The organism is Microbacterium sp. UMB0228, assembly GCF_002871415.1.
In the GTDB taxonomy this organism is placed as follows: domain Bacteria; phylum Actinomycetota; class Actinomycetes; order Actinomycetales; family Microbacteriaceae; genus Microbacterium.
On sequence record NZ_PNFU01000002.1, the window covers coordinates 111,806 to 137,265 of the forward strand.

General features: G+C 71.0%; 31 protein-coding genes and 1 riboswitch. Of the genes, 13 read left to right on the top strand and 18 right to left on the bottom strand.

Going from position 1 to position 25,460, the window contains the following annotated elements; translation table 11 throughout:
* On the top strand, positions 1–550 hold a 550-nt coding region (locus CJ226_RS18280), incomplete at its 5' end, for a nucleoside hydrolase (protein ID WP_219719860.1).
* 3 nt (positions 551–553) lie between these two features.
* Here CJ226_RS18280 and CJ226_RS04695 read toward each other — a convergent pair.
* The gene (locus tag CJ226_RS04695; protein WP_180964535.1) at positions 554–1,555 is read right to left on the bottom strand and encodes a LacI family DNA-binding transcriptional regulator; all 1,002 of its coding nucleotides are present in this window, start codon (positions 1,553–1,555) and stop codon (positions 554–556) included.
* Between the two features lie 131 nt (positions 1,556–1,686).
* On the opposite strand from CJ226_RS04695, the gene CJ226_RS04700 reads away from it, so the two are divergent.
* Positions 1,687–3,096, top strand: coding sequence for an MFS transporter (locus CJ226_RS04700; protein ID WP_102208465.1), 1,410 nt, complete (start codon positions 1,687–1,689; stop codon positions 3,094–3,096).
* A gap of 6 nt (positions 3,097–3,102) precedes the next feature.
* Here CJ226_RS04700 and CJ226_RS04705 read toward each other — a convergent pair whose 3' ends face one another.
* Genes CJ226_RS04705 through CJ226_RS04715 form a run of 3 tightly spaced genes read right to left on the bottom strand, consistent with a single transcriptional unit; the run spans position 3,103 to position 4,989 of the window.
* A complete protein-coding gene (locus CJ226_RS04705) occupies positions 3,103–4,254 on the bottom strand; it encodes a calcium:proton antiporter (RefSeq protein WP_102208466.1) in 1,152 nt (383 codons plus the stop codon).
* A 41-nt stretch (positions 4,255–4,295) separates the two neighbouring features.
* Positions 4,296–4,673, bottom strand: coding sequence for a multidrug efflux SMR transporter (locus tag CJ226_RS04710; RefSeq protein ID WP_102208467.1), 378 nt, complete (start codon positions 4,671–4,673; stop codon positions 4,296–4,298).
* 1 nt (position 4,674) lies between these two features.
* Positions 4,675–4,989 carry a multidrug efflux SMR transporter gene (locus CJ226_RS04715; RefSeq protein ID WP_062637676.1) on the bottom strand — a complete coding sequence of 105 codons (315 nt, stop codon included), beginning with the start codon at positions 4,987–4,989 and terminating at the stop codon, positions 4,675–4,677.
* 165 nt (positions 4,990–5,154) lie between these two features.
* A riboswitch (guanidine-III (ykkC-III) riboswitch) is annotated at positions 5,155–5,218 on the top strand.
* Positions 5,219–5,348: 130 nt separating this feature from the next.
* Here CJ226_RS04715 and CJ226_RS04720 point away from each other — a divergent pair.
* The 3 genes from CJ226_RS04720 (at position 5,349) to CJ226_RS04730 (ending at position 7,961) form a co-directional block, all read left to right on the top strand.
* Positions 5,349–5,606 carry a hypothetical protein gene (locus CJ226_RS04720; protein WP_062637674.1) on the top strand — a complete coding sequence of 86 codons (258 nt, stop codon included), beginning with the start codon at positions 5,349–5,351 and terminating at the stop codon, positions 5,604–5,606.
* A gap of 74 nt (positions 5,607–5,680) precedes the next feature.
* Positions 5,681–7,378, top strand: coding sequence for a ubiquinol-cytochrome c reductase cytochrome b subunit (locus CJ226_RS04725; RefSeq protein ID WP_102208468.1), 1,698 nt, complete (start codon positions 5,681–5,683; stop codon positions 7,376–7,378).
* Positions 7,356–7,961, top strand: coding sequence for a hypothetical protein (locus CJ226_RS04730; protein ID WP_102208469.1), 606 nt, complete (start codon positions 7,356–7,358; stop codon positions 7,959–7,961). The genes CJ226_RS04725 and CJ226_RS04730 overlap by 23 nt, the downstream gene beginning before the upstream one ends.
* Before the next feature lie 10 nt (positions 7,962–7,971).
* Here CJ226_RS04730 and CJ226_RS04735 read toward each other — a convergent pair whose 3' ends face one another.
* Genes CJ226_RS04735 through CJ226_RS04750 form a run of 4 tightly spaced genes read right to left on the bottom strand, consistent with a single transcriptional unit; the run spans position 7,972 to position 9,850 of the window.
* Positions 7,972–8,775 carry an SDR family oxidoreductase gene (locus CJ226_RS04735; RefSeq protein ID WP_102208470.1) on the bottom strand — a complete coding sequence of 268 codons (804 nt, stop codon included), beginning with the start codon at positions 8,773–8,775 and terminating at the stop codon, positions 7,972–7,974.
* Positions 8,772–9,245 carry a MarR family winged helix-turn-helix transcriptional regulator gene (locus tag CJ226_RS04740; RefSeq protein ID WP_062637668.1) on the bottom strand — a complete coding sequence of 158 codons (474 nt, stop codon included), beginning with the start codon at positions 9,243–9,245 and terminating at the stop codon, positions 8,772–8,774. The genes CJ226_RS04735 and CJ226_RS04740 overlap by 4 nt, the downstream gene beginning before the upstream one ends.
* Positions 9,246–9,272: 27 nt before the next feature.
* The gene (locus CJ226_RS04745) at positions 9,273–9,587 is read right to left on the bottom strand and encodes a hypothetical protein (protein ID WP_102208471.1); all 315 of its coding nucleotides are present in this window, start codon (positions 9,585–9,587) and stop codon (positions 9,273–9,275) included.
* Entirely contained in the window at positions 9,584–9,850 is a 267-nt protein-coding gene (locus CJ226_RS04750) for a hypothetical protein (protein WP_071328022.1), read from the bottom strand. The genes CJ226_RS04745 and CJ226_RS04750 overlap by 4 nt, the downstream gene beginning before the upstream one ends.
* Before the next feature lie 351 nt (positions 9,851–10,201).
* Between CJ226_RS04750 and CJ226_RS18420 the strand changes: the two genes are divergently transcribed.
* Positions 10,202–10,336, top strand: coding sequence for a hypothetical protein (locus CJ226_RS18420; RefSeq protein WP_255218720.1), 135 nt, complete (start codon positions 10,202–10,204; stop codon positions 10,334–10,336).
* Positions 10,337–10,473: 137 nt separating this feature from the next.
* Positions 10,474–10,785, top strand: a complete 312-nt coding sequence (locus CJ226_RS04755) for a hypothetical protein (RefSeq protein ID WP_102208472.1) — start codon at positions 10,474–10,476, stop codon at positions 10,783–10,785.
* An 8-nt stretch (positions 10,786–10,793) separates the two neighbouring features.
* On the opposite strand, the gene CJ226_RS04760 is transcribed toward CJ226_RS04755, so the two are convergent.
* From CJ226_RS04760 to CJ226_RS04775, 4 genes are all read right to left on the bottom strand, one after another.
* Positions 10,794–11,774 (bottom strand): SRPBCC family protein, encoded by a 981-nt coding sequence (locus CJ226_RS04760; protein WP_062637659.1) that lies wholly within the window; start codon positions 11,772–11,774, stop codon positions 10,794–10,796.
* Positions 11,771–12,016 (bottom strand): hypothetical protein, encoded by a 246-nt coding sequence (locus CJ226_RS04765; RefSeq protein ID WP_062637658.1) that lies wholly within the window; start codon positions 12,014–12,016, stop codon positions 11,771–11,773. The genes CJ226_RS04760 and CJ226_RS04765 overlap by 4 nt, the downstream gene beginning before the upstream one ends.
* A 69-nt stretch (positions 12,017–12,085) precedes the next feature.
* The gene (locus CJ226_RS04770) at positions 12,086–13,270 is read right to left on the bottom strand and encodes a zinc-dependent alcohol dehydrogenase (RefSeq protein ID WP_062638014.1); all 1,185 of its coding nucleotides are present in this window, start codon (positions 13,268–13,270) and stop codon (positions 12,086–12,088) included.
* Between the two features lie 104 nt (positions 13,271–13,374).
* Positions 13,375–14,703, bottom strand: coding sequence for a cytochrome P450 (locus tag CJ226_RS04775; RefSeq protein ID WP_102208473.1), 1,329 nt, complete (start codon positions 14,701–14,703; stop codon positions 13,375–13,377).
* Between the two features lie 148 nt (positions 14,704–14,851).
* Here CJ226_RS04775 and CJ226_RS04780 point away from each other — a divergent pair, with 148 nt between their 5' ends.
* Positions 14,852–15,289: an SRPBCC family protein gene (locus CJ226_RS04780; RefSeq protein ID WP_060923431.1), complete on the top strand. Its 438-nt coding sequence runs from the start codon at positions 14,852–14,854 to the stop codon at positions 15,287–15,289.
* A 15-nt stretch (positions 15,290–15,304) separates the two neighbouring features.
* Here the strand turns inward: CJ226_RS04780 and CJ226_RS04785 are convergent, their stop codons facing one another.
* The gene (locus CJ226_RS04785; protein WP_180964536.1) at positions 15,305–16,126 is read right to left on the bottom strand and encodes a shikimate 5-dehydrogenase; all 822 of its coding nucleotides are present in this window, start codon (positions 16,124–16,126) and stop codon (positions 15,305–15,307) included.
* A gap of 481 nt (positions 16,127–16,607) precedes the next feature.
* On the opposite strand from CJ226_RS04785, the gene CJ226_RS04790 reads away from it, so the two are divergent.
* Entirely contained in the window at positions 16,608–16,814 is a 207-nt protein-coding gene (locus CJ226_RS04790; protein ID WP_017203899.1) for a cold-shock protein, read from the top strand.
* A 92-nt stretch (positions 16,815–16,906) separates the two neighbouring features.
* On the opposite strand, the gene CJ226_RS04795 is transcribed toward CJ226_RS04790, so the two are convergent.
* Positions 16,907–17,572: an HAD hydrolase-like protein gene (locus CJ226_RS04795; RefSeq protein ID WP_102208474.1), complete on the bottom strand. Its 666-nt coding sequence runs from the start codon at positions 17,570–17,572 to the stop codon at positions 16,907–16,909.
* A 144-nt stretch (positions 17,573–17,716) separates the two neighbouring features.
* Here CJ226_RS04795 and CJ226_RS04800 point away from each other — a divergent pair, with 144 nt between their 5' ends.
* Positions 17,717–17,953: a hypothetical protein gene (locus tag CJ226_RS04800; RefSeq protein WP_025105184.1), complete on the top strand. Its 237-nt coding sequence runs from the start codon at positions 17,717–17,719 to the stop codon at positions 17,951–17,953.
* A gap of 3 nt (positions 17,954–17,956) precedes the next feature.
* On the opposite strand, the gene nucS is transcribed toward CJ226_RS04800, so the two are convergent.
* Together nucS and CJ226_RS04810 are read right to left on the bottom strand one after the other, a co-directional pair.
* Positions 17,957–18,652 (bottom strand): endonuclease NucS, encoded by a 696-nt coding sequence (gene nucS / locus CJ226_RS04805; RefSeq protein ID WP_060923428.1) that lies wholly within the window; start codon positions 18,650–18,652, stop codon positions 17,957–17,959.
* Positions 18,653–18,687: 35 nt separating this feature from the next.
* Positions 18,688–19,539, bottom strand: a complete 852-nt coding sequence (locus CJ226_RS04810) for a GAP family protein (protein ID WP_102208475.1) — start codon at positions 19,537–19,539, stop codon at positions 18,688–18,690.
* Positions 19,540–19,654: 115 nt separating this feature from the next.
* Here CJ226_RS04810 and CJ226_RS04815 point away from each other — a divergent pair, with 115 nt between their 5' ends.
* Together CJ226_RS04815 and CJ226_RS04820 are read left to right on the top strand one after the other, a co-directional pair.
* Positions 19,655–20,851: a sensor histidine kinase gene (locus CJ226_RS04815; RefSeq protein ID WP_102208476.1), complete on the top strand. Its 1,197-nt coding sequence runs from the start codon at positions 19,655–19,657 to the stop codon at positions 20,849–20,851.
* Positions 20,848–21,492, top strand: a complete 645-nt coding sequence (locus CJ226_RS04820; protein WP_062637640.1) for a response regulator transcription factor — start codon at positions 20,848–20,850, stop codon at positions 21,490–21,492. The genes CJ226_RS04815 and CJ226_RS04820 overlap by 4 nt, the downstream gene beginning before the upstream one ends.
* Position 21,493: 1 nt before the next feature.
* Here CJ226_RS04820 and CJ226_RS04825 read toward each other — a convergent pair whose 3' ends face one another.
* Positions 21,494–22,732 carry an MFS transporter gene (locus CJ226_RS04825; protein ID WP_102208477.1) on the bottom strand — a complete coding sequence of 413 codons (1,239 nt, stop codon included), beginning with the start codon at positions 22,730–22,732 and terminating at the stop codon, positions 21,494–21,496.
* Positions 22,733–22,792: 60 nt separating this feature from the next.
* Between CJ226_RS04825 and CJ226_RS04830 the strand changes: the two genes are divergently transcribed.
* Entirely contained in the window at positions 22,793–23,854 is a 1,062-nt protein-coding gene (locus tag CJ226_RS04830; RefSeq protein ID WP_062637633.1) for a LacI family DNA-binding transcriptional regulator, read from the top strand.
* A 13-nt stretch (positions 23,855–23,867) separates the two neighbouring features.
* Here the strand turns inward: CJ226_RS04830 and CJ226_RS04835 are convergent, their stop codons facing one another.
* A complete protein-coding gene (locus CJ226_RS04835) occupies positions 23,868–25,370 on the bottom strand; it encodes a hypothetical protein (RefSeq protein ID WP_102208478.1) in 1,503 nt (500 codons plus the stop codon).
* Between the last annotated feature and the right edge of the window lie 90 nt (positions 25,371–25,460).

The window sequence follows — 25,460 nt, forward strand, 5'->3', positions numbered from 1 at the left end:
GAACATCGCCCTGCTCCTCCAGCAGCACCCGGAGGCCGCCCGCTCCATCAAGGAGATCATCTGGATGGGCGGATCGACCGGGCGCGGCAACGTCGGCGCCTACCCCGAGTTCAACGCCTGGGCCGACCCCGAGGCGGCCGCGGTCGTGTTCGCGTCCGGTCTGCCGCTCACCATGGTCGGACTCAACATCTCCCATCAGGCCCTCATCACCGAGGAGGTCGTGCAGCGGATCGCGGCGGTCGGCAACCGCACGGCGGCGTTCGGTGTCGAGCTGCTGCGCTTCTTCTCCGCGTCGTACGACCGGGCCGAGGGGATGCCGGAGGGGCCGCTGCACGACCCGATCACCGTCGCCATCGCGATCGATCGCGCCGTCGCCACCGTGCAGCGCTGCCACGTCGACATCGAGACGGCGGGCGAGTTCACGGCCGGTGCGACCTGCGTCGACCTCCACGACATGCTGGGCAAAGAGGCGAACGCCGACGTCGCGCTGACCCTGGACGTCCCGGCCTTCTGGAACCTGGTGACGGATGCCGTCGCAGCGCTGGCCTGACGATCACGCCTCCGGTGCGGCAGACGTGGATTCCGCCACGCGCAGGGTCGGCGTCACGCGCCGCAGGGCGTATGGCGTCTCCGGATCGTCCATCCGCCGTACGAGCGCTTCCACCGCTTCCGCGGCGAGCTCGTCGAACGGCTGGACCACGGTCGTGAGCCGCGGCTCGCACACGTCCGCCAGCATGGTGCCGTCGAACCCCGTGATGAGGACGTCGCCCGGGACGCGCAGGCCTGCGCGCTTCAGCGCGGCGATCGCGCCCGCGGCGACCAGGTCGTCCCCCGCGACGATCGCATCCGGAAGCGGACCGCGGGCCCGCAGCTGCGCGACGGCGGACTCTCCGAACGAGAGAAGGTACTCGCCGAACACGTTCTCCTCGACCGGCAGCGACCGCGCGCGCACGATCGCCTCGAATGCGGCGCGGCGCTCGCGGCCGACCGACGTCACGTCGTTGCCCGACACGAGGACGATGCGAGAGGCGCCGCGGGAGGCCAGATGGTCGACGGCGAGCCTGATGCCATGATCGTTGTCCACCCCGATGAAGTCGGCATCGAGGTCCAGCACCCGCCGGTCGACCTGGACCAGCGGGAGCCGCTGGGCGGTGTCGGCGACGGCGTCGAAGGACAGCTCCGCGTCGGACGGAACGACGAAGACCCCCTCGACACGGCGCTCGACGAGCATGCGCAGGCGCGCGCGCTCGCGGTCGACATCGCCGTGCGAGTCCGCGATGACGAGATCGAACCCGCGGCGCTGCAGGTGGTCCTCGAGCCGGTGGACGAGTTCGCCGTAGAACGGGTTGCTGATCACCGGGACGACGACGCCGATGGTCGCGCCCGTGCCCTCGCGCAGACCGCGGCCGATGAGGTTGACCCGGTAGCCGAGCTGCTCGGCCACCCGCGCCACATGCTCAGCGGTGGCCCCGGACACGCGCTCCTTGCCGTTCAGCGCGCGGGACACCGTGGCGATCGACACCCCGGCCGCGGCTGCCACATCGTGCAGCGTCACCGACGGCTTCCTCATCCGCACCTCGACTCCCGACGGGCACCGACATCGGCGCCTCGACTCCCAAGATAAGCCGCGCGTAAAGGATTACGCATTCCGGCGCCCCCGCACCGACACGAAGAAGTGAGTACGACATGCACACCACCGCCCTCCGGCCGCGAACGGCCGTCGCGCCCCTGATGGTCGCCCTCCTCGCGGCCTGCCTCGCGTTCCAGCTCAACGCGAGCATGCTCAGCCCGGCGCTGGTCTCGATGGAGCGCGAGCTCGACGCGACGGCCTCCGAGATCGCCGCCACCCAGACGGTGTTCTTCACCGCCGCCGCCCTGTTCACCCTCTTCCTCCCGCGGCTGGGGGACCTCATCGGACGGCGCCGGGTGCTCGTCGGCATGCTCGTGGTGATGGCGGTCGGCTGCGTGGTCGCGGCGCTCGCGACGAACGTGCCGATGCTCTTCATCGGTCGCCTCATCCAGGGCGTCTCCGGTCCCGTCGTGCCGCTGTGCCTGATCATGCTGCGCGCGGCCGTCGCCGACCCGAAGATGTACGGCACCCTGCTCGGCGTCGTGACAGCCGTCAACGGCGGGATCGCCGGCGGCGACGCGCTGCTCGGCGGCTACCTCGCCACGAACCACGGATTCGCCTCGATCTTCTGGACCATGGCCGGTGTCGCCGTGGTCGCGGCGCTCGTCGTGCGCCTGCTCGCGCCGGAGACGATGGCGGAGGACCGTCCGCGCATGGACTGGTGGGGGTCGTTGCTCCTGGTCGTCTCCGTCGGATCGATGCTCGTCGCCCTCAACGAGCTCGGGAAGCTCGCTGAGGCGGACGTGCTCCTGGTGGTCGTGCTGGCCGTCGTCTCCGTGGTCTCCTTCCTCGCGTTCTGGAAGCTCGAGGGTGCGCTGCGGGACCCGCTCGTCTCGCCCGCCCAGTTGAAGCAGCGTGCCACCTGGGCGCTCTCCGCGACATCGTTGCTGACCCTCTCCGGGATCTTCGCGGTGATGAACGGCGTGGTCCCTGCACTGGCGCAGGACACCGCGATGGGACTCGCGATGAGCGCGGAGGAGGTGTCGTTCTGGATCCTGATGCCGTACGCCCTCGCGGGCCTGCTGATGGGACCCCTCACCGGACGGCTCGCCGCGACGGTGGGCTACCGGGCGATGCTGCGGATCGGACTGGTCGGCACGATCGTGGTGCTCGTGCTGATGGTCGCGAACGTCGGGACCTCGTCGCGGATCACCCTGCTGCTCCTCTCGGTCGCGGCCGGCATCACCTACGCCGGCATCGGCAACATCATGTTGAACGGCCTGGGGGTCGTGCTGTCGCCCACGGAGAAGCCGGGATCCCTCCCCGGGCTGAACACCGGTGCGATCAACCTCGGGGCAGGGCTGAGCTTCGTCGTGATCTACGCGGCCCAGACGTCGTTCGGCGGCAGCGGGGACGCGGCGGGTGGCTACGTCGCCGCGCTCCTCACCGGTGCCGTCGTGCTCGCCGGCGCGCTGACGTTCTCCCTCTTCATCCCGAAGCCCGTCCACGCCGAGCTGACCCGCTGAGGCGGCTCAGCTGAAGAGGACGAGGACGTAGACCCCGAAGGTCACCAGGTGGGCGGCACCGTGCATCGCGGTGACCCGCTTCGCCGCGAAGGTGGTGACGGAGAGCAGCAGCGTCACGGCGAGCATGAGGAGGTTCGCCGGCGACTCGGCGAGCACGACCTCCTGCCCGGTGAGCATGCCGATCAGGAGGACCGCCGGGATGGTCAGGCCGACCGTCGACACGAGCGCGCCGTGGCAGAGGTTGTTCACTCGTTGCGCCTCGCCGTTCAGGGCCGCGCGGATCGAGGTGATCGACTCCGGGAGGAACACGATGCCTGCGATCAGGAGGCCCGCCAGAGCGACGGGGGCGCCGAGCCGTCCGAGACCGTCGTCGAGGAGCGCCGCCATGTCGTGCGAGAGCAGCACGATGGGGAGGACCGTCACGACGAGGAGGGCGAGGCGGGTCAGCACTTCGACACGATGGGTGGCGAGCACCTGCCGGACGGGGACCCGCGGCTCCGCTGTCGCGGTCGGACGGCCCGCGGACCGCAGCCGCTCGTCGACCTCGGTGAAGTCATCGGCCTGCGGACCCATCTGCCGGAACAGGAAGAACGCGTAGAGGGCGAGGGTGAGCACGATGATCGGGATCTCCTGCCCGATCGTGTAGGCACCGCCGTCGCCGATGAGGCCGGGGAGCCCGAATGCGAGAGCGACGAGCACCACGAGCATCGACAGGTACGCGGACGTACCGGTGCGGTTGTGCGCCATCCCCCGATGGCGGAGGCCGCCGAGGAGGAGGGCCAGACCGATCACGAGGTTGAGGATGATCATCGACACGGCCATGACCGAGTCGCGCGCGATCGTGGCGTGCTCGCCCGGCCCGAGCATGACGGCCGAGATGAGGATCACTTCGATGAGCACGATCGACAGCGTCAGCACCAGGGAACCGTAGGGGTCGCCCAGCCGGTGGGCGAGGGCCTCCGCCTGCTTCACGACGCCGAAGGCACAGACGAGGATGACGGTCACGATCGCAAGGAGGGTGACGACCAGGAGCGGTCCGGGCACCGGCGGCGCCAGCAGCGGATGCAGGGCGAGCAGGGCGGCGAACGCCCCCCACCCCAGCGCCACGCGCAGCACATCGGTGCGGGTGATGAACGACGTCATCGACGATCCGGACATGGAACGCTCCTCGACGACCGGGGCCGTCCCCGGATGATCCTTTACGTCAGGTCGTCCTGCTCGCAGCGCTGCGCGGGTGCGCAGACTTCGATCGTACGCGCCGGCGTCTTCACGAGCTTGAGTCCGATGACGGCAGCCACGATCCCGGCGATGAACACGGCCTTACCGACCGAGAAGCTCTCCCCACCGGTGAGCATCGCCCAGGACACCGTCAGCACCGCCCCGAGACCGACCCACACCGCGTAGGCGGTGCCGATCGGGATCGACTTCATTGCGGCGCCGAGGCCGATCATGCTCAGGGTCAGCGCGCCGAGGAAGACCACTGTCGGCAGCGGTTTCGAGAACCCGGCCGAGGACCCCAGGGCCGTCGCCCACACGGCTTCCAGGACGGCGCTGATCAGGAGGATCACCCAGGCCATCTCAGCTCACCACCTTCAGCCCGACCACGCTGGCGACCAGCAGCAGAAGGAGCAGGATGCGCGGCAGCGAGGCCCGCTCCTTGCCGGTGACCATGGCCCAGAGGACGGTGAGCGAGGCGCCGATCCCCACCCAGACCGCATAGGCGGTTCCCGTCGGCAGGTCGTTCATGGCCCACGCGAGGCCCACCATGCTCAGGGCGAGGGCGACGAGGAAGAGCACCGTCGGGCGCGGCTTCTTCAGCCCCTCCGACGCGGACAGCGCGGTCGCCCACACCGCCTCGAGAACGCCGGATGCGACGAGGATCACCCAGGACATGACGACTCCTTCTGCGAGTCAGTCGTCGTGTGCGGGTACTGCTCCCTCGTCCGCTGCTCCGGGTGCCGGAGCCCTCCCAGGGTAACCCGCGAAACACAACACCACCTGTGCAGACGGGCGATGGTCGTGGTTGGCGACCGCGGCGCGCTCTCTGCTACGGTGGCCGCAGGTTCGCAACCCGAACCTGCGGACGAGGGCGCAGTACCCGCAGAGCGACAAGACTGACCAAGAAGGTCGTCTCGTGTCGCATCTCGCCGGTGGAACCGCCCCCGCAGCCTCCGCCTCTCCGTGCATGCCGGCCTTCTCGGTGCCCCGCCCTTCCGCCGACCGCATCGCCGCATCCTCGGAAGGGAGGTTCCGTGGACGCGCTCTTCGGAACGATCATCGGGCTGGCCATCCTCACCGTCATCCTCGGGCTGTCGCGTGCCTTCGCACGCGGGTACGACCACGCCGTGCGCTACGACGAGCTGACCCACGAGCGGCTGCACGCCCTGACGGAGGGCGACCTGGCAGCGCTCGAGATCCGCGATGTCGATGCCTGGCTCGAGCTGCGCCGGGTGGAGCGGCGGATGACGGCTCTGCGCGCCCGCGCGGCGGCCGTGCGCAGCGAGCGCTGACGCGCGTCGGCCCGTTCTCCGACACCACCCAGACCCCGACCACCCCCTGACCGATCCCGAAGAGGACACGCATCATGGCCACGACCGACACTCGCGACCAGACCGAGCCCGACGCCCCGCCGAAGCGGGGTACGCGCTTCGTCGGTGCCGCGTCGAACTACATCGACGAGCGCACCAGCATCTCGGGGCTCGTGAAGGAGCTCGGGCGGAAGGTGTTCCCCGACCACTGGTCGTTCATGCTCGGGGAGATCGCACTCTGGGCGTTCGTGGTCGTCTTCATCACCGGTACGTTCCTGACCTTCTTCTTCCAGGCGTCGATGGTGCCGACCCACTACACCGGTGCGTACGCCCCGATGCGGGGCATGGAGATGACGGCGGCGTTCGACTCCGCCCTCCGGATCTCCTTCGACATCCGTGGCGGACTGCTCGTCCGACAGATGCACCACTGGGCGGCCCTGGTCTTCGTCGCGGGCATCGGACTGCACATGCTCCGGGTGTTCTTCACGGGCGCGTTCCGGAAGCCGCGCGAGCTGAACTGGGTGATCGGCTTCGTGCTGTTCATCCTCGCGATGGCCGAGGGCTTCACCGGCTACTCGCTCCCCGACGACCTGCTCTCTGGCAACGGCCTGCGCATCATCGACGGCATGATCAAGGGTCTCCCCCTGATCGGCACCTGGACCTCCTTCCTCCTCTTCGGCGGCGAGTTCCCCGGCACCGACATCATCGGCCGGCTGTACACGCTGCACATCCTCATCCTGCCGATGCTGGTGATCGCGCTCATCGCGGTGCACATGCTCTTGATGATCGTGAACAAGCACACCCAGTTCGCCGGCCCCGGCCGCACCAACGCGAACGTCGTCGGATACCCGATCATGCCGGTGTACGCGGCGAAGATGGGCGGGTTCTTCTTCCTCGTCTTCGGAGTGATCGCGGTGCTGGGAACGTTCTTCCAGATCCTCCCGTTCTGGATCTATGGTCCGTATGACCCGTCTCCGATCTCGGCCGGTACGCAGCCGGACTGGTACATCGGGTTCGCGGACGGGGCGCTCCGCCTCGCCCCGCCGAACTGGGACATCGTGCTGTTCGATCGCACCTGGTCGTTCGGGATCATCATCCCGGTGGCGGTGATGGGACTCTTCATCCTGACGGTGCTCTTCTACCCGTTCATCGAGGCGTGGGTCACCGGCGACAAGCGCGAGCACCACATCGCCCAGCGTCCGCGCAACGCGGCCACCCGCACCGCGATCGGCGTCGCCGGCGTCATCTTCTACGCGGTCCTGTGGGCGGCGGCCTCGTCCGACCTCATCGCCACGCACTTCATGCTCACCATGGAAGGGGTCATCCACTCCCTGCAGGCGTTGCTCATCGTCGGACCGCTCGCCGGCTACTTCGTCACCAAGCGCATCTGCATCGCGCTCCAGAGGAAGGACCGTGAGATCGTCTTGCACGGCTTCGAGTCCGGACGCATCGTCCGCCTGCCCGGCGGCGAGTTCGTCGAGGTGCACCAGCCGGTCGACGTCTACGACCGCTGGAAGCTCATCGACGTCGACGGCTACGAGCCGCTCGTGGTCCGCCCGAACGCCAAGGGCCGCATCCCGTGGACGGAGAACCTCCGCTCCGCGATGTCGCGCTGGTTCTTCGAGGATCGTCTCGCCCCGCTCACGCAGGCCGAGATCGAGCGGGTGGATGCCGGGCACGGGTCGCCCGCCTCAGAGCCGGGCGGCGAGATCGAGGGGGACGGGCGGACGCATGGGTCGGATCACGGCCGCTGACCCCCGCGCGCTGAGCGGGGTCGGCGTGGCCATCGGCCTCGCGGTCGTGGTGGTCGCATTCCTCCTCGCCGGTGTCCCCGCGGCCGGAGGTGCGCTCGCCGTGGTCGGCGGGATCGCCCTCGTCCGCCGTTCCTCTCGGGCGCAGCGGTCGAAGGAGGGGGAGCCGACCTTCCTGTTCGTCCTCCTCGCCCAGGGAGGCCGCTCCGCCCCGGGGCTGCTGCTGCGGCTGCCGTCAGGCGGCGGGGACGCCGGGCGGTTGCGGGCCGGCGGATGGAGGGTGCTGGAGCCTCCGGTGAACGGCCCGCTGACGCCGCTCGGGCGGGTGGCCGTGGAGTTCGACGGCGACGACCGCCTGCGGGTGCGCGACCTCGCGGGGGTGCGGGGCGCGCACACCGAGGCGGCGCGGGGGAACGCCGTACCCCACGGCTGGGGGGCTGCGGCGCAGGAGCTCGGCTACGTCGTGCTGCTCGCAGTGCCGGAGGGGGAGGAGTACCCGCTCCGGCACGACGGCACGGTGCGGGCTCCCACCCTCGGGGCGTATGCGCTCCTCCGCGGCACGCCGTCGGGGCGTCTGCGGGCTTGACCGGCGGGACTCAGCCCTGCGGGGCGTCGTTCCAGGACCAGATGTCGTCGCCGCGCAGCACGGCGTCGGCTCCGCCGTCGCAGTAGATGGTCTGCCCCGCCATGTGGGTGTTGGCCGGACTGGTCAGCCAGACGAGCAGCTCGGCGATGGAGGACGCCGGCTGGTGGTAGTTCAGCGGCATCGGCACGGCGGCGTCCACCATGGCCAGGCCCTCGGGCGAGTCGAGCAGGCCGGCCGTCATCGCGGTGGTGACCGTGCCGGGAGCGACGGCGTTCAGCGGGATGCCCGCTCCCGCCCACGCCGGGGTGACGCTCTCGCGACGGACCCAGCGCGACAGGGCGCGCTTGCTGGACGAGTAGTTGAGGAACCCGGCTTCGGGGGTCGCGGCCAGACGGTCGCCGATCTCGGTCGCGCGCGCCTCGTCGCCGGCGAGGGCGGCGTCGACGAGCTCGGGTGACACCGGCTGCAGCGAGGCCATCGACGACACCACAGCGGCACGCGGCGCGTCCGCCAGGCTCAGCGTGGGCTGCAGCGCGGTCAGGAACTCCGTCACGCCGAAGAAGTTGATGGACATCGTCTTCGAGATCGGAGCCGAGATGCCGGCGCAGGCGATGACGGCGTCGATCCCGTCGTCGGCGGCCTCGACCGCGGCGCTCGCCGCGGCCAGACGGCCCTCGTGGGTGGACAGATCGCCCTCGACCTCGGCGCCGGCGAGGTCGACGCCGATGACGGTGTGGCCCTGAGCGCGGAGCAGGTCGGTGGTGGCGGCGCCGATGCCGGATGCGGATCCGGTGACGACATAGGTGCGGGTCATGAGGTTTCCTCCTTGATGGACACGACCGGCGGCGTGCCGGACAGTGCGGTGACGAAGCGGCCGAGCTGGCGGCGGAATCCGTCGATCTCGTCCGGTGACCAGCCTGCGAGCGCATCGTCGACCATGCGATGGCCGGCCTCGACGAGGCGCGCGTAGGCCGTCCGGCCCGCGTCCGTCAGGCGCACCTCGACCGTGCGTCCCGAGCGCACGGGGTCGACGACGCCCTGCGTCGCCATGCGGGCGACGAGCTTCGACGTGGTCGGCCGCGACAGCGTCGCGTGCGCGGCCAGATCGCCGAAGCCCATCGCACCCCCGTTCATCCCGAGCAGGTAGAGCGCGCGGATGGCGGAGGGGTCGAGGGCGACGTCGACGGCTTCGGCGACCTGACGTTGCAGGTCGCTCTCACTCCATTCCGACACCACCCGGACGAGGGCCAGATGGATGCCGGCGACGTCTTCGCCGGTGGTCATGTGTCCAGGGTACGCCTCAAAGTTGCCTCAGGCAACAGTCGTGATGTACCCCGCGCTGGCCGTGTCCTCCACGAGGGTGAAGAAGTGTCGACCGCCCGCGCGCCGCGCGCGACGCCACCGGCGCTGCTGCCCATCGGCGTAGTCGAGCACGATCCACGCGGGCGCAGGCGTGCCCTGCGGGCCGAGCACGAACGAGCACGCCCCGAGGCCGGGGGAGGCGAGCTCGGCGACGAAGCGGTCGTCCCCGGGGGCGAACGGCGCCGTGTCATGGAGCTCGGCCGGCTGCAGGCGGAGGACGGTGTCGGCGTGTTCCTGGGTCTCCGTGCGGAGCCGGCGCCTCATGCGGCACCGCCCTGGCGTGCCGCCCACTCCCGGGTGTCCCGAAGGCCGTGCGCATCGAGGTAGGCGCGGATCACGTCCGCGGTCAGGCGGATCTGCGCCTCCGTGCCCATTGCTGCCTGCATGACGCCGATCGCGGGCGCCGGCTTGCCGTCCACCCGCTCGAGCGCCTCCCAGACGATGTCCTCGCGGCCGCCGCGACCGAGGGCGTGCGGCATCGAGGTGAACCCCGTCCTGCGCTGATCAGTGGGTCGTGTCTCTGGCATGCGTGTTCCTCTCTCGGGGCGGATGGGCAGGCTCGCGCCGAGGGACGGGGGTCCCTCGCGAGGCGCACGTCAGGCGGCGGGGTGGTCTTCCCGCGTCGGTGCGCGTGGCGCGCGCTCCGCCGGCGGCCCGGTGAGGGGCGTGCGGAGCGGTCGGCCTGGCCGGTTGCTGTCCTCCGACGGTACCACGTTATTTTGAGTCATTCAAAAGAAGTCGCCGAATCGTCCTCACGCCGGATGCGGTCCTGAGCGATTCCCGCGTGCGTTTTTCTCCCGTTCAGCGGGAAATTTGACTTCCCTGTGCTTCCCGGTATGGTCGGGGGTTACGCCAGCCAGTCACAAAGGGGAAGCGCCATGTCAGGAAAGTCCACACCGGGTCGCGCAGGGAAGAAGGCGCCGCAGCTCTCGCTCAAGGAGAAGCGGGCGGCGAAGCGCGCGAAGAACGCCCCGGACGAGTTCCTCAAGCCTCGCAAGGGCGCGAAGAGCTGAGGACTCCGGCCCGGTGGGGGCGGCGGTCCTCCGCCGCGCCCACCGGGGATACCGGGGCGACGACGACCTGTCAACGGGCCTTGTCCTCAGCACGGATCCGACGCACTCTGGAGTCTCCGCTACGAGAGGAGCGCGTCATGTCGAACCCGGAAGCCTTCATGTACCCGGATGAGCCGTTGCTGTCGGAGGAGGCCCTGCGGCTCGCGGAGGAGAAGGACGGCGAATCCGACGCGGAGCCTTCCCGCGAGGGCGTCGCGGCACACCTCGCCGAACGGGGCGGCGACGACCCCGACGCCCTGCAGGACGTGCCCGCCGGTGGCGCCGGTGCGGACGCCGGGGCCGGAAACGCGGCCCGCGTCGATCCGTCGTCGAAGAACCCGCCGGAGCCCGCCTACGAGTCGACCCACAGCAGGGAGCCTGGTGTCGGTCCGCGGCACGAAGACGACTGAGCCGACGCTCAGCGGAAGAGCCGGCTGATCCCGCTCTCGACCTGCGCGAGCTGGATGAACACGACGCCGCGCCAGAGCGGCATAAGTGGTGCCCGCAGCACCCGCCGCACCGGACCGCGGGGCCTGGTCTCCCACGTCATCGTCGCGCGGATCTGCGTCCCGCCCGCGGCCGGTTCGAGTGCCATCGTGAGGGTGCGCGGATTCGCGTGGGGCGCGTCGGGGTACTCGAAGCGCCAGGTGACGGCCCCGGACTCGTCCTCCTCCCGCATCACGCAGAGGCGATGGAGTTCGGGCTTGCGGCGCAGGGGCCGTCCGTCCGGCGCTGTGGTCGGGGCGAACGCCTCCCAGGGGCCGTCACTCCCGGCGGGGAGAACGCTGGCGACGCTCTGCTCCCACTCCGGGAGCCGTTCCGGGTCGGCGAGCACGGCCCGGACCTCGGCGTCGGCGGCGGGCACGAACATCGACCGAGACCCGGTGATCCCCCCGGCAGCCCCCTTTCGGCCCGGCTGTAGGGAGCGCGCGGTGCCCTCGACCTCGTCGAGCTGGGCCGTGAGGTCGTCTTCCGTCACGGCGAGTCGACCGAGGATGGCGGCGATCAGGCCGCTGGGTTCTGCGAGCAGGGCGCGAAGCACGGCGGCGGAGTCCCCGCGGCGACCTCCTTGGGACGCGGCTCTGAGCACCGCGAGGGCACGCTCGGTCCAGTCGTAGCCGTCGGTCTCGTGGAAGACGATGCGCCCCGGACCCACCGCCGGGGCATCGATCCCCATGGCGAGGAGCTGCCCCGCGTGCTGCGCCTCGACGGCGGCCCGGGCGGTATCGAGGCGGATCCCGGCCCTCCGGAGCACCTGTCCGCCGGTGTCCGCATCGAGCGTGAGCGCGAGCAGCAGATGATCGATGTCCGCGTCATGCACGCCGAGGCGCGACGCCTCCTCCATCGCCGCGAGCGACAGCGTGTGCATGGTGGCGGCCGCCTGCGTGAACCGGCTCATGCGTTCCTCCGCGGCACCGGGATGGTGGGGTCGATCCGGCGGCTGTGCTTCTTGTGCACGGCCTGCCGCGTGACGCCGAGGGCATCCGCGATGGTCTGCCAGCTCATTCCGGCGCGGAGCGCGGCCTCCACCTGACGCAGCTCGAGCGCGTCGGCGAGAGTCCGGAGGGAGGCCACGGCGCGCAGCCCGGCACGCGGATCGGTCGTGTCCGCCGCGGTGCGGGCGATGTCGAGGGACTCCATGCTGTCAACCTACGTTGCTTGCCGAAGCTCTGTCAACACGGGTTGCTCCCGGGTCCCTCGACGGGCCCGTCAGGCGGCGGAGGGGTGCAGCACGACCTTGATGCAGCCGTCCTTCTTCTCCTGGAACGTCCGGTACAGCTCCGGGGCATCCTCCAGCGCCGCGTGATGCGTCGTCAGATCCATCACGCCCAGGGGATCCGACGGGTCCTCGACGAGCGGGAGGAGGTCGTCGATCCAGTTCTTCACGTTGCACTGGCCCATCCGGAGGCTGATCTGCTTGTCGAAGAGGGTCTTCATCGGCAGGATGTCGGCATCGCCCGCGTACACGCCGCTCAGCGAGACCGTGCCACCGCGGCGGACGGCGTCGATCGAGGCGTACACCGCCGCGAGCCGGTCGACCCCGGCCTTGTCGAGCATCTGCCGCGCTGCGGGATCGGGCAGCAGGCCGACCGCTTTCTGCAGGAACTCCACTCCGCTGTTGCCGTGCGCTTCCAGCCCCACCGCATCCACCACGGCGTCGGTGCCACGGCCTTCCGTGGCATCGCGGATCTCCTCGACGGTCGTGTCGGTGAGGTCGAGCGTCTCGATGCCGTGCCGCTCGGCCATCGCGCGCCGCTCCGCCACCGGTTCGACCGCGATGACGCGGTGACCGCGGTGGCGGGCGATCCGGCTGACGAACTGTCCGACGGGTCCGAGGCCCATCACCGCGAGGGTGCCGCCTTCGGGGAGCTGCGCGTACTCCACGCCCTGCCACGCCGTCGGCAGGATGTCGCTGAGGAAGAGGTAGCGCTCATCGGGCAGGTCCGGCGCGACCGGGATGTGGTTGTAGTCGGCCAACGGCACGCGGAGGTACTCCGCCTGCCCCCCGGGGACCTGGCCGTAGAGCTTGGTGTAGCCGAAGAGCGCCGCGCCGCTGCCGTACTTGCGCACCTGGGTCGTCTCGCACTGCGACTGCAGCCCCCGGAGGCAGAAGAAGCACACGCCGCACGAGATGGTGAAGGGGATCACCACCCGGTCGCCGGGCTTCAGCTTCGTGACGTTCGCGCCGACCTCCACCACGACGCCCATCGGCTCGTGCCCGAGGATGTCTCCGCGGTCGAGGAACGGCCCCAGGAGCTCGTAGAGGTGCAGGTCGGAGCCGCAGATGGCCGACGAGGTGATCCGGATGATGGCGTCCGCCGGCTGCTGGATCACCGGGTCGGCGACCTCCTCCACCGTCACGTTCCGCTTGCCCTGCCAGGTCAGTGCCTTCATCATGTCCTCCACGTCTCGATGTCCGTCGTCCCTCCACGCTCTCGGGTGCGGCGCAGCATGGCCACCCGGTTGACAGGCCGTGGACGACGTGCGATCCCCGGGACTCAGTGGAACGGGCAGCCGCGCCCGGAACCGGTGGCACGCACCCGTCCGCCCGACGAGGGCTTGGTGGGAAGACGACGACGGTTCACCGCGAGCCCCTCGTCGAGCACCGTCAGCTCGGGGTCGCTCAGGACGGCGATGGCGGCGGACAGGCCGGCGATGACGAGCTTCTCCCCGGGGCAGCGGTGTCCGGTGGCGACGTCGCCCCCGCCCTGAGGGACGAAGGTCGTGATCTCCTCGTAGTCGTCCACGTCGGTGAACCGCTCGGGGGCGAAGCGCTCCGGGTGGGACCACGACCGCTCGTCGGTATTCGTGCCGAGGATGTCGAGGACGACCCGGCCGCCTTCCGGGACCGTGACGCCGTCGATCTCGACCTCGGCGATGGTGCGACCAGGCAGCATCGGCACGAACAGTCCGGTCCGCCGCACCTCCTGCGCGAACATCGTCGCGAGCGTTCCACCCACGAGCGATCCCCGCTCGGCGGTCTCGGCGGCGATCCGGGTACGCCACTCGGGGTGGTCGTGCAGCTGCTTCGCGGCGAAGGCCACGAACCGCGCGGCGGCGATCATCGGACGGATGCTGTTCTGCAGCTCGACGCCGGCCACCTGGGCGGGCAGCAGCTCGCCGTTCTCGTCGCGATGCGCGGCCCACAGGGCGAGCGCGGTGCCCTCCGGTGCCGTCAGATCGCCGGCGCGGACGGCTTCGATGAGGCGACGCGCGTGCCGGTCCGAGAAGATCCGGTTCGCGAAGGCCTCGACGTAGGCGGGGGAGTAGGGGGTGCCGAACCCGTCCACGATCTGCGCGAGGCGCGCGGCCCAGCGAGTCTGCGCCGCCGCGGTCCCCGGCAGTCCGGCCCAGCGCATCATGGCGCGCCCGAAGGCGCCGACGGCCGCGTCGTAAGCGCTGCGGGTGCCGCCGGCGCGCCAGTCCTCGCGCTCGGCAGCCCATTCCCGTTCGAGGAACGGTGTGAGCCGTTCGACCTGCGCATCCTCGTACGCGGCTTCGACGAAGGTGGCCTTGCGGTGGCGGTGGGCGGTGCCGTCGAGCGCGTGCACGGACCCGTGCCCGAACAGGGGCTCGCGGACGATCCCCGGCATGGCGCCGGCGCGGGCGATGCGGCTCTCGTCGTAGAACAGCTCCACCCCCTCGGCACCGCGGACGAAGGCCGCCGGGTGCCCGAGGAGGCGCATCGGGGCCGACCGGGCGCCGGGGCGCGCTCGGCGCCAGATGCGCTCGCCGAAGTCGTAGCCGCGGGTGAGCAGCGACGGCGAGTCTTCGTGCAGGACCGCGTCGACACCGTCGGACAGTCGGGAAGTCAGTCGCTGAAGCATGATCCGACCCTGACACGGGATCTCGACGAGGCCCAGGGGGAAGCATCCTCGAGACGTTTGTGCTAGCCGGACGGTCGGCTCTGCGGATGTCAAGCACCTGTCCGACCGTCTTCCGGAGCGCGCAGGATGAGGTCGGAACGGAGGAACCATGGCCACCAACACCCGCGACCTGACGTGCACCACCCATGACGTGTTCCGCGTGCTGGCGAACGGCTGGCTCTACCCCGCGTGGGTGGTCGGCGCCTCCCGCATGCGCGACGTCGACGACTCCTGGCCGGCGGCCGGAGCCCAGCTGCACCATTCGGTCGGCACGTGGCCCGCGCTCCTGGACGACACCACCGAGCTGGTGGAGTGGCACCCGCCGCACCGTGCGGTCATGCGGGCGCGCGGCTGGCCGGTGGGAGAGGCGCAGGTGACGATCCGTGCACGCACGACCCCGACGGGGTGCCAGGTGCGCATCGACGAGGAGCCGGTCAAGGGCCCGGCGACGATCCTGCCCCGGTTCCTGACCACGCCGATGCTCCGCTGGCGGAATGCGGAGACGCTGCACCGGCTCGGCTACCTGGCCGAGGGCCGCGCCTCCTGACGCGGGTTCTGCGCATCAGGCTCCGGCGCGCATGAACTCCTCGGCGGCGCGCACCTGCTCCGCGGACGGCCGAATGCCGGTGTAGAGGACGAACTGCTCCAGCGCCTGCCGCGTCGCGACCTCGGCTCCCGAGATCACGGTCTTGCCCGCGGCCCGACCGGCCGCGATGAGCGGCGTCTCGGCGGGCAGCGCGACGACGTCGAACACGACCGCGGCGGCGTCGATGGTCGGCTGCGGGAAGGCGAGGGTGTCGGCCTCCGCACCTCCGGCCATGCCGAGCGGGGTGACGTTCACGATCACGTCGGCCCTCGCGTCTCCGACCTCCGTGCGCCAGGCGAACCCGTACAGCTCGGCGAGGGCGTGGCCCGCCGTCTCGTTCCGGGCGACGATGGTCACGTCCGTGAAGCCGGCGTCGCGGAACGCGGCGGCCGTCGCCTTCGCCATGCCGCCCGAACCCCGGAGGAGGACCGACGACGCCGGGTCGAGGTCGTTCTCCGCGATGAGCTGCGCGATCGCCGAATAGTCGGTGTTGTGGGCCGTGAGCACGCCGTCGTCGTTCACGATCGTGTTGACGGAGTCGATGGCCTGTGCCGAGGGGTCCATGCGGTCGACGAGCGCGATGACGTCCTCTTTATAGGGCATCGAGATCGCGCACCCGCGGATGCCGAGGCCGCGCACCCCCGCGATGGCCTGCGCCAGGTCGGTCGGCGCGAACGCCTTGTAGATCCAGTTCAGATCGAGGGCCTCGTACAGGTGGTTGTGGAAGCGCGTGCCGTTGTTGCTCGGCCGTGCGGACAGCGAGATGCAGAGCGTCATGTCCTTGTTCAGCATGGTCACCGAATCAGGCTACCCCGGCGTCTGTCAAGGTCCATGGCGGGAGATCGCGTCCTCCCCTATGGTGAAAGTGCATGCAAGGGGATCGATCGTCTACGCCTCTCCCCAGGAGGCGGAGGCCCTCCCCACGGGCCGGGCGATCCGTGCATGCGATTGGGCCCTCTCGAGTAGTTCAGTCCCCAATGAACTCCTCGAGAGGGCCGCTACCCGGCCGTCCGCCACGAAGATTTTTCAAATTTGTCCCCCAAAAGGGGGACAAGAAGCGCGCGGAGGGGTTAGGCTGTTTCTGACGCACCCTCCGGTCGTCTTCGGCCCTCATCGCTCCCCCCGCGGTGAGGGCCACACCATTTTCCGGGCGCGTCCGCTCATGCAACATTTGGATTACCTTCTCGCAACGGCTATTCCGCCGGGGGTCCCCTCCACTAGCGTTAGCGATGTCGGTGCACCCCTGCGTCGGCTTCTACATCAGCAGAACAGGCAGTACATGAGCACCCAGGGCACGGTCAAGTGGTTCAACTCGGAGAAGGGCTTCGGCTTCATCTCCCCCGACGACGGAGGCGCTGACGTCTTCGCGCACTACTCCGCCATCCAGTCATCCGGCTACCGCTCTCTCGAAGAGAACCAGCGGGTCGAGTTCGATGTGGCGCAGGGCCCCAAGGGCCTGCAGGCAGAGAACATCCGCCCCGTCTGAGGCGGAAGCAACACCGGGAACTCCCCGTCGGATCCACGCGCAGGCGCTGACCCGGCGGGGAGTTTCGTCTTCCCTGACGGCCCTGGAGCCGGTCAGGGCAGCAGGAGTGCGCGCAGCTGGTCGACGGTCGAGACGCGGAACGCCGCGTCGTCGCCCTCGTGCGGGTCGCTGAAGCCCCAGCCGACGAAGATCACGGGCACGCCGTTGGCGAGACCGCCCTCGACGTCGTGGTGCCGGTCGCCCACGAGGACCGGGCGGGAGGTGTCGGCACCGAGTGCGCGCAGCCGTCGCAGCGCCTCGGCCACGATGTCGGTCTTGGACGCGAGCGTGGCCTCGTCCGGCGTGGCGCCCACGGTCGTGAGGAACGACGGCCGGAGTCCGAAGTGATCCACCAGGGCGTCGACCTGATTCTCCGGCTTCGAGCTCGCCGTCGCCTGGGGGACGCCCGCCGCGTGCAGGTCATGGATCAGCTCGGCGACCCCGGGGTACGTCTGCACGTCGGTCGTGTACCCGTCGGCCTTGCCGAGGGTGCGGTAGAACGCCACCGCCTCGGTCGACTGCTCCGGCGTCATCCCGGCCTGGTCCTGGAAGGACTGGAACATCGGAGGGCCGATCCAGTGCACGAGCTCCTCGCGCGTCGGCGCCGGGTGGCCGAAGTGCGTCAGGGCGATGTTCAGGCGACGCAGGATCCCGACCGAGGCGTCGACGATGGTCCCGTCGACGTCCCAGAGCACACACGAGTAAGGCGAAGAGGGCATGCCTCCAGCCTAGGGTCCCGCGAACGGGTGCCCGCCCGTCCTGCACAGGTGTGCACGAAACGGGTTCATCCACCGAACGCGGGAACACCCTTTACGCCGATCTAGAGTCGTGACAGCGGCGGGATCACGGGTGAGAATGGGGGCATGTACGTGTCGGTGGAAGTCATCACGATGCTGGCGACGGCCGCGACGACTCTCGTCGCGATCATCAGCGGATTCGGCTGGATGATCGGTCGGATGGACACGCGGTTCGCTGCGGTGGACGCGAGGTTCGCGGCCCAGGACGCGAAGTTCGACCGGATCGAGCACGAGCTCACGGAGGTGAAGATCGCGATCGCGCGGCTGGAGGGCCCGCGGCCGCGCCTGGTCTCGACGCGCTGAGGGTCAGAAGAGGCGGGGGATGCCCGACTCGATGCCCTTCATGTCGTCGTAGTCGAGCACGAGGCAGCGGATGCCGCGATCCTCGGCGAGGACGCGGGCCTGGGGCTTGATCTCCTGGGCGGCGAACACGCCCTGCACCGGGGCGAGGTGGGGGTCGCGTCCCAGGAGCTCGAGGTAGCGGGTGAGCTGCTCGACGCCGTCGATGTCGCCGCGGCGCTTGACCTCGACCGCGATCGCCACGCCGTCGGCGTCGCGCACCAGCAGATCGACGGGGCCGATGGCCGTGGGGTACTCGCGACGGACGAGGGTGGCACCCTCGGCGACGCGGTCGACCTGCTCCGCGAGCAGCCGCTGCAGGTCGGCCTCGACGCCGTCCTTCTGCAGTCCGGGGTCGATCCCGAGTTCGTGGCTGGAGTCGTGGATGACCTCGTAGATCTGCACGCGGAGGGCGTCGCCGGTCTTCTTGTGGGTCACGCGCCACACCTCGACGACGCCGGCGCCGGCCTCCTCCTCGCCCGGTTCCTCGGTCGCGAGCACGCACGGCGGGCTCATCCAGTTCAGCGGCTTGTAGCTGCCGCCGTCGGAGTGCACGAGCAGACTCCCGTCCCCCTTGTGCACGAGCAGGCGGGTGGCGAGCGGAAGGTGGGCGTTGAGTCGGCCGGTGTAGTCGACCGAGCAGCGGGCGATGACGAGACGCACCCGACGAGCCTACTTCGTCGTCGCCGGTCACGCGGTCAGAGGAGCGCGTCGAAGAGTCCGAGCTCCGTCGCGGCCGAGCGGGCGATGAGGAAGCCGATGATGCCGATGATCCACGCCGTGTTCTCCGCGCCCGTCCGCTCCATCCAGGCGGCGAAGCGCTCCAGCGGACGCTGCACGAGCGGCGCCGCCACCAGTCGCAGCACGAGGAGCACGAGCGCCGGGGCGATCATCAGCGCGCAGTACCCGGCGAGGGAGAGCACCCGGAGCGGCGTGTCGACGCCGGCGTCCGCGAGCATCGTCATCGCCACGATGTACGGGAGCATCGTCGCCACCTCCACGAGTCCGGCCGCGATGGCGACGGCCATGACCGCGAATCCCCGAGTCTGCGGGTCGAGCAGGCGTTCCCGCCACCGAGCGATCCGACCGGGACGCGGTGCGCCCGCGGTGGCAGCGGTGGCCGGAACGGGAGGGGGTGCCGGGGCGTTCGTGCCGGACAGAGGATCGCTGCCCGGAGCGCCGGGGCCGTTCGCCGCGGTGGTGGCCGCGGGTGCTCCGACCGGCGCCGCCTCCGCAGGCTTCGTCGGCATCACGAAGGCGGTGACGAGCAGCGCGGCACCAACGACGAGACGGGTGATCATGCCCGCGGGAGAGCGCAGGAAGTCGGAGGCGACGTCGACGAGATTCACCAGCCCCCAGAGGAAGAGGAGCCCGACCACGAGATAGAACGCGGCGATCGTCGCGAGATAGAGGAGGATCCGTCCGGCGCGTATGCGGCCGGGATGCAGCAGCAGGAAGACCGGAATGAGCAGCGTCCCGACGCTCAGGCCGTCGATGAGCGCGAGCACGGCGAGGGAGAGGGGCAGCGGCAGCCCGCCGAAGAGTTCCATGCGTCCACGATCCCGGCGGCACGCCGAGCGCGGATCGGGCGAAAGTCGGGGTCGTCCGGATGCCCTCATCCTTTGGTCGGATGCGACGCCGACCGCGCCGTGGTTGCATGAGGACATGCACGATCCGGCCGACGGAAGGCCCGCCGCCTGGTACCGGCGGCACCGGTGGTGGGTGGACCCGCTGGGCATGGCCGCTCTCGCGACGGTCATGGCGGCGCTCGGGTTCCACGGCATCTGGGGGCCCTTCTCCCTTCTACCGGAGGACGTCTCGCCGTGGTGGGCCCTGGCCCTCGCATTCCCCGCCTGCGCCCTGGCCCTCGGCAAGCGGCGTCATCCGTGGACGGTGCTCGCGCTCGTCGCCGGGCTCTTCGTCGCCGACCTCCTCACCGTCGGCGGCGTCGGGACGCTCGTGGTGCTGCTGGACGTGCTGTGGACGGCGGCCTTCCTCGCCGGCCCGCGTGGGCGCCGCGTGCTGCTCGTGCTCCTGGGCGTGGCGACCGTCGCCCTCTTCCTCGCCGCGCTGCTGCTCTCGGCGGCGACTCCCGCGGTCGCGGTGCTGTTCGCGGTGCAGTTCGGCGCGATCTTCGGTACGGACTACTGGTGGGCGGTGGCGGTGTCGCAGGCGCACGAGCTGGCCGACCTGCACCGTCAGCGAGCGGAGGACGCCGCAGCCACCGCCGCTCGAGACCGGGCGCAGGCCGTGCAGCGTGAGCGCGAGGCGATGGCGCGCGAACTGCACGACGTGGTCGCGGGGCACGTGATGGCCATGGCGATCCGAGCCGAGGCGGCACTCGCTGCTCCGCCGGACCGCTCGGACGACCGTGCCGCGCTGCAGGCCGTGCGCGATGCCGGGCTGGACGCGCACGGAGCCCTGCGCACCATGATCGGGGTGCTGCGCCGCGGCGACGGGGCGCTCGCGCCGACCCCGGGATGGGCCGACCTCGAGGGCCTCGCCGCGGAGGCCCGACGCTCGGGCTTGGACGTGCGCCTCGCCGTCGAGGACCCGGGTGCCCTCGGCGGCGGCGGTGAGCAGGCGGTCGTGCGGGTGGTACGTGAGGCGTTAGGGAACTGTGTCCGCCATGCGAACGGTGCCGTGGTCGAAGTGACCATCGGCCCGGTCGACGAGCAGGCGCGCGTTACGGTGCGGTCGCGGGGCGGCGCGCCGACCGTCACCGCCGGGCAGGGCGGCGAGGGGTGGGGGCTGCAGATGCTGCGGGAGCGCATCACCGCGCTGGGCGGGACGTTCCGGGCCGGTGCGGAACCCGACGGCTGGCTGGTCGAGGCGCGACTGCCGCTGGGGGTACGGGCATGACCGCACCGACCGTGCTGCTCGCCGACGACCACGGCGCGATCCGGGCCGGCCTGCGCATCATGCTGGAGACGCACGACATCACTGTCGTCGGGGAGGCCGCGGATGGCGAGGTGGCCGTGCGCAATGCCGCAGCGCTCCGGCCGGATGTCGTCCTCATGGATCTGCGCATGCCAGGACGCGACGGGGTCTCGGCCACCCGCGAGATCGTCGAGCGCGGTCTGGGGGATGTGCTCGTCCTGACGAGCTTCGACGAGGACGAGCTCGTGCTCGCGGCGATCCGGGCGGGAGCGGTCGGATTCCTCCTGAAGACCGTCGACGCGCCGACTCTCGTGCAGGCGGTGCGCGCTGTCGCCGCCGGCGACGGGGCGCTGGACCCACGGGTCACGCGCCGTGCGCTCGCCGCCGTCGCGGCGTCCGCTCCGGAGCCCACGCCGATGACGACGTTCGCGCTGCCGGAGCTGACGCCCCGGGAGCGCGACGTCCTCGACGGGATCCTGCAGGGGTGGTCGAACGCCCAGCTCGCCGCGCGCCTGCGGATCTCCGTCCCGACGGTGAAGACGCACGTCTCGAACGTCCTCACCAAGCTCGGCGCGCGCAGCCGGTCGCACGCGGCCGCGCTCGTCCGCGGGGTCGAGGACTGAGTCAGCCCTCGACGGTCGGAACCGCCGGAGCCTTCTCCTCGGCGCGGAGCGGTCGGGCGGCGCCGGAGAACAGCCCCGAGAGCACCACGAGTGCGACCAGGATGAAGAGCGTGTTGAGCAGCCCGATGTGCTCGCTGATGACCCCGAGCACCGGCGGGCCGCCGAGGAACGCCACGTAGCCGATGGTCGCCGCCGCGCTCACCCGTGCTGCGGCCTTGGCCGGATCGTCCGCCGCGGCCGACATGCCGAGGGGGAAGCCGAGCGACGCGCCGATGCCCCACAGCGCCGCGCCGACGAGGACCAGCGGCAGCGTGGGCGCGAGGATGAACAGGAGGATTCCGGTGGCGGCGGTCGCGGCCAGGATGCGCAGCACCAGCACCCGGCCGAAGCGGTCGACCAGCGGCCCGCCGAAGAGGCGCACCACCGTCATGCCCACGGAGAAGACCGCCAGGGCGACGGCGCCGGTGCCCTCCGCGAAGCCGTGTCCCTGCTCGGTGCCCAGGGCGATCCAGTCGTTGGCGCCGCCCTCCGCGAAGGACATGCCGAGCATGACGGTTCCCAGCAGATACGTGCGCGGTTCGCGCCAGGCCTCGAGCGCGGTGTGCATGCGCTGGCGGAACGGGGGCTTCTCGTGGTCCTCGGGGTCGAGCGCGGCCTCGCGCACGGGCACCTGGAAGAAGCAGACGACGGCGATCACGGCGATGAGGACGCCCATCGACACGGCGTGCGTGCCGACGTCGACCTGGAGGGCCGCGGCGAGGGCGCCGATGCCGGCGCCGAGCACGGTGCCGAAGCTGAAGAACGCGTGGAAGACCGGCAGGATCGTGCGGCCCATCTGCTGTTCGATGGCGGTGGCCTCGACGTTCATCATGACGTCGACGCAGCCGTTGCCGAAGCCGAAGAGCACCATGCCGATGAGGACGACCGGCACCGACCCGAACACGGTCGCGCCGAGGCCGACGAGCGCGATGCCCGTGGCGAACGTGAGCATGGCCAGGAGCATGCCGCGCCGTGCCCCGGTCCGGGCCATGACGGCGGGGCTGGTCGAGATGCCGAGGATGGACGCCACGCCCATGCCCAGGAGGATCAGCCCGACCTGCGCATTGTCGAGGCCGAGCGCCTCCTTGATCCCGGGCACGCGGGAGGCCCAGGTCGCGATCGAGAGGCCGCTGGCGAGGAAGATGGCGAAGATCGCGGTGCGCCAGCGCACGAACTGCGAACGGGAAAGGGCGGTGTCCATGGCGGACAGCCTATCGAATCGATTCGACCTTGCGCGACCGAACCGGGCTATCCTCGGAGTATGACCAGGGAGACGCCGCGCCGGCCCACGATCGCCGATGTGGCTCGCGAGGCGGGGGTCGCCACCTCGACCGCGTCCGTCGTCTTCAGCGGCAAGGCCAAGGTCGCACCCGCCACCCGTGACAGGGTGCTGGCCGCCGCGACCGACCTCGGCTACACGGGGCCCGACCCGCGCGCCGCCTCCCTCCGTCGCGGACGCAGCGGCATCGTGGCGGTGGTCCTCGAGGGGCATCTGCGCGCCGCCTTCCTCGACCCCGTGACGACCGCCATGATGGACGGCCTCACCGACGGCCTGGCCGACCTCAGCGCCGGGATCCTCCTCATGCGCGACGAACCGGGCGAGGACGGCTCGGCCATCGCGAGCGCCCCCGTCGACGCGGTGGTGCTCATCGGCTGCTCGGGGCGCACCCGCGCGTCCCTCGAGATCGTGCGCGGACGCGGTCTCCCCGTCGTCGTCATCGAGGGGGACGCGGGTCTCGACGTCCCGCGCATCACCCTGGACAACGTCGCCGCCTCCGCCGAGATCGCCCGGCACGTGCGCGACCTCGGCCACCGGGACGTCGCGCTCGTCACGCTCTCGCTCGACGCCGAGCGCGAGCGCACCCTCATCACGCCGGAGCGTCTGGCCCACGCCACCGTCGACGTGACGGTCGACCGCCTGGCCGGCATGCGGGAGGTCTTCCCCGACGCACCGGCGATCTCGGCCTCGGGCAGCCTCATCGACGAGGGCATCCTCGTCGGGCGGATGCTGCTCGCCGATCCCGACACCCGCCCGACCGCCGTGCTCGCGCAGAGCGACCTGCTGGCGGTGGGTGTGATCCGCGCCGCGGAGGAGCTCGGACTCCGCGTTCCCGAAGACCTCTCGGTCGCGGGGTTCGACGGCATCCCCCTCGACGGTCTCGGCGATCTCACCCTCACCACGAGCGTGCAGCCGGCGGTCGAGAAGGGGAGGGCTGCGGGGGAGCAGGTCGCCAGGATGCTCCGCGGGGAGCCCGGCGTCACTCAGGACCTGCACTGCGTGTTCCGCGCCGGCACCACGACCGCGCCGCCTCCGTCGCGCTGATCGCGCGCACCGGTCAGGAGCGGGCGGGTCCGAGGGGAAGCGTCGCCGGGGCGTAGTCGAGGATGCGGTATCGCCCGCACGCGATGACGGCTGTCGGGGCTGCAGCGGTCGGCAGGTTCCACGCCACCGTCTGCGAGTCCTCGATGAGGAACGACACCTCCCCCGCCGCGAAGTCGCGACGATCGACCAGCCACGCGTACCCGCGGAGCTCATGATCGACCTGCACGAGCCGGGTCGGGTCGGCCGCGTGCAGCTTCGGCAGCCGGACGGTCCAGAACTGTCCGGCACCGGTGCGCCCCGACGAGTCCACCCAGTCCGTCACGCACGCGAGGTCGGGGTCGGGAGCGCTCGCCGCCTGCACGATGCGGGGTACGGACGCGGCGCCAACGACGAGGAGGACGACGGCGACGACGGCGGGGACGACCCGCGCCAGCGTGGCTCGCGGCATCCGGACGCGTGGCAGGGCGAGGAGGGCGAGGACCGGGGCGAAGACGAGCGGCTGCAGGTATCGCGCCGCGTGGGTTCCCGCCGCGATGCCGCCGATCAGCACGACGAGCGGGAGTGCCCAGGCGGCCGTGGCCACCAGGCGGTCACCGGCGTCCGACGCGTGGGCCGTCCGCACGACCGCGAGCAGCGTCAGCGCCAGCACGGCGACCGTGCCGAACACCCCGCCGGGCGACGACAGCCGGTCGATCGCGAGGTCGGCGTAGTACGCGGCGGAGTGGATCCATTCCGCGGGCTGGATGTAGCCGGCGCCGGAGTTCGCAATCCATGCCGAGAAGGGAATGCGACCGAGGAAACCGAGGATGCTGCCCCCGACCAGCGCGGCGATCAGCGCGAGACTCCGGCGCCGGACCGCGAGAGTGGTGAGACAGAGGCCGCCCAGGACGAGGGAGAGGGGCACCGTGGCCCAGGCCGCGAACAGCGGATTGCAGAGGGTCGCCACTGCCGCGACCATCCCCAGAGACACGGGCAGTGCCGCACCCTTGCGGGTGCGATCGAGGAACCGCCGACACAGGCCGACGGCGAGGACGACGGCGACGACGATCGCGGAGTAGTACGTCGTCGTCAGCATCAGCGACGCGAGCTCGAGCGCGTCTCGCGACGGCGAGGACTCCATGGCGATGAGGAGACAGAACACGCCGAGGGCGGCGACCGACCAGGCGACCGGTGTGCGACCCTCGACGCGCCGTCCGGCGACGAGCCGGATCGCCCCGTAGAGCGCGAGCACGTTCACGACCGCGTTGACCGCCAGCACGCCGTTCACGTCGAACGGCAGCGAGGCATCGAGGGCCGTGAACACCGCGATCTCGGGAAGGAAGAGCACGCTGGACAGCGCCCAGTCGCCCCCGCCCCCATCCAGGATCGATCGGCCGACGAGGGCCACGATCAGCGAGTCCCCGTCGTCGAACATCAGGGCCGAGCGCGGCGAGGAGGTGAGGCGTCCGACGGCGAGGAGCGCCAACGCCAGCGCGGCCGCCCACCCCGCCAGCTCGCGCCCCCAGACCCGCCGCATGCGACCACTCTGACACGCGATCTCGAAGCTCGCGGGGCCGACAGGCGCCTCGGCCCGGTAAACTGGACGGACACCGCCCGCCTGAGCCGC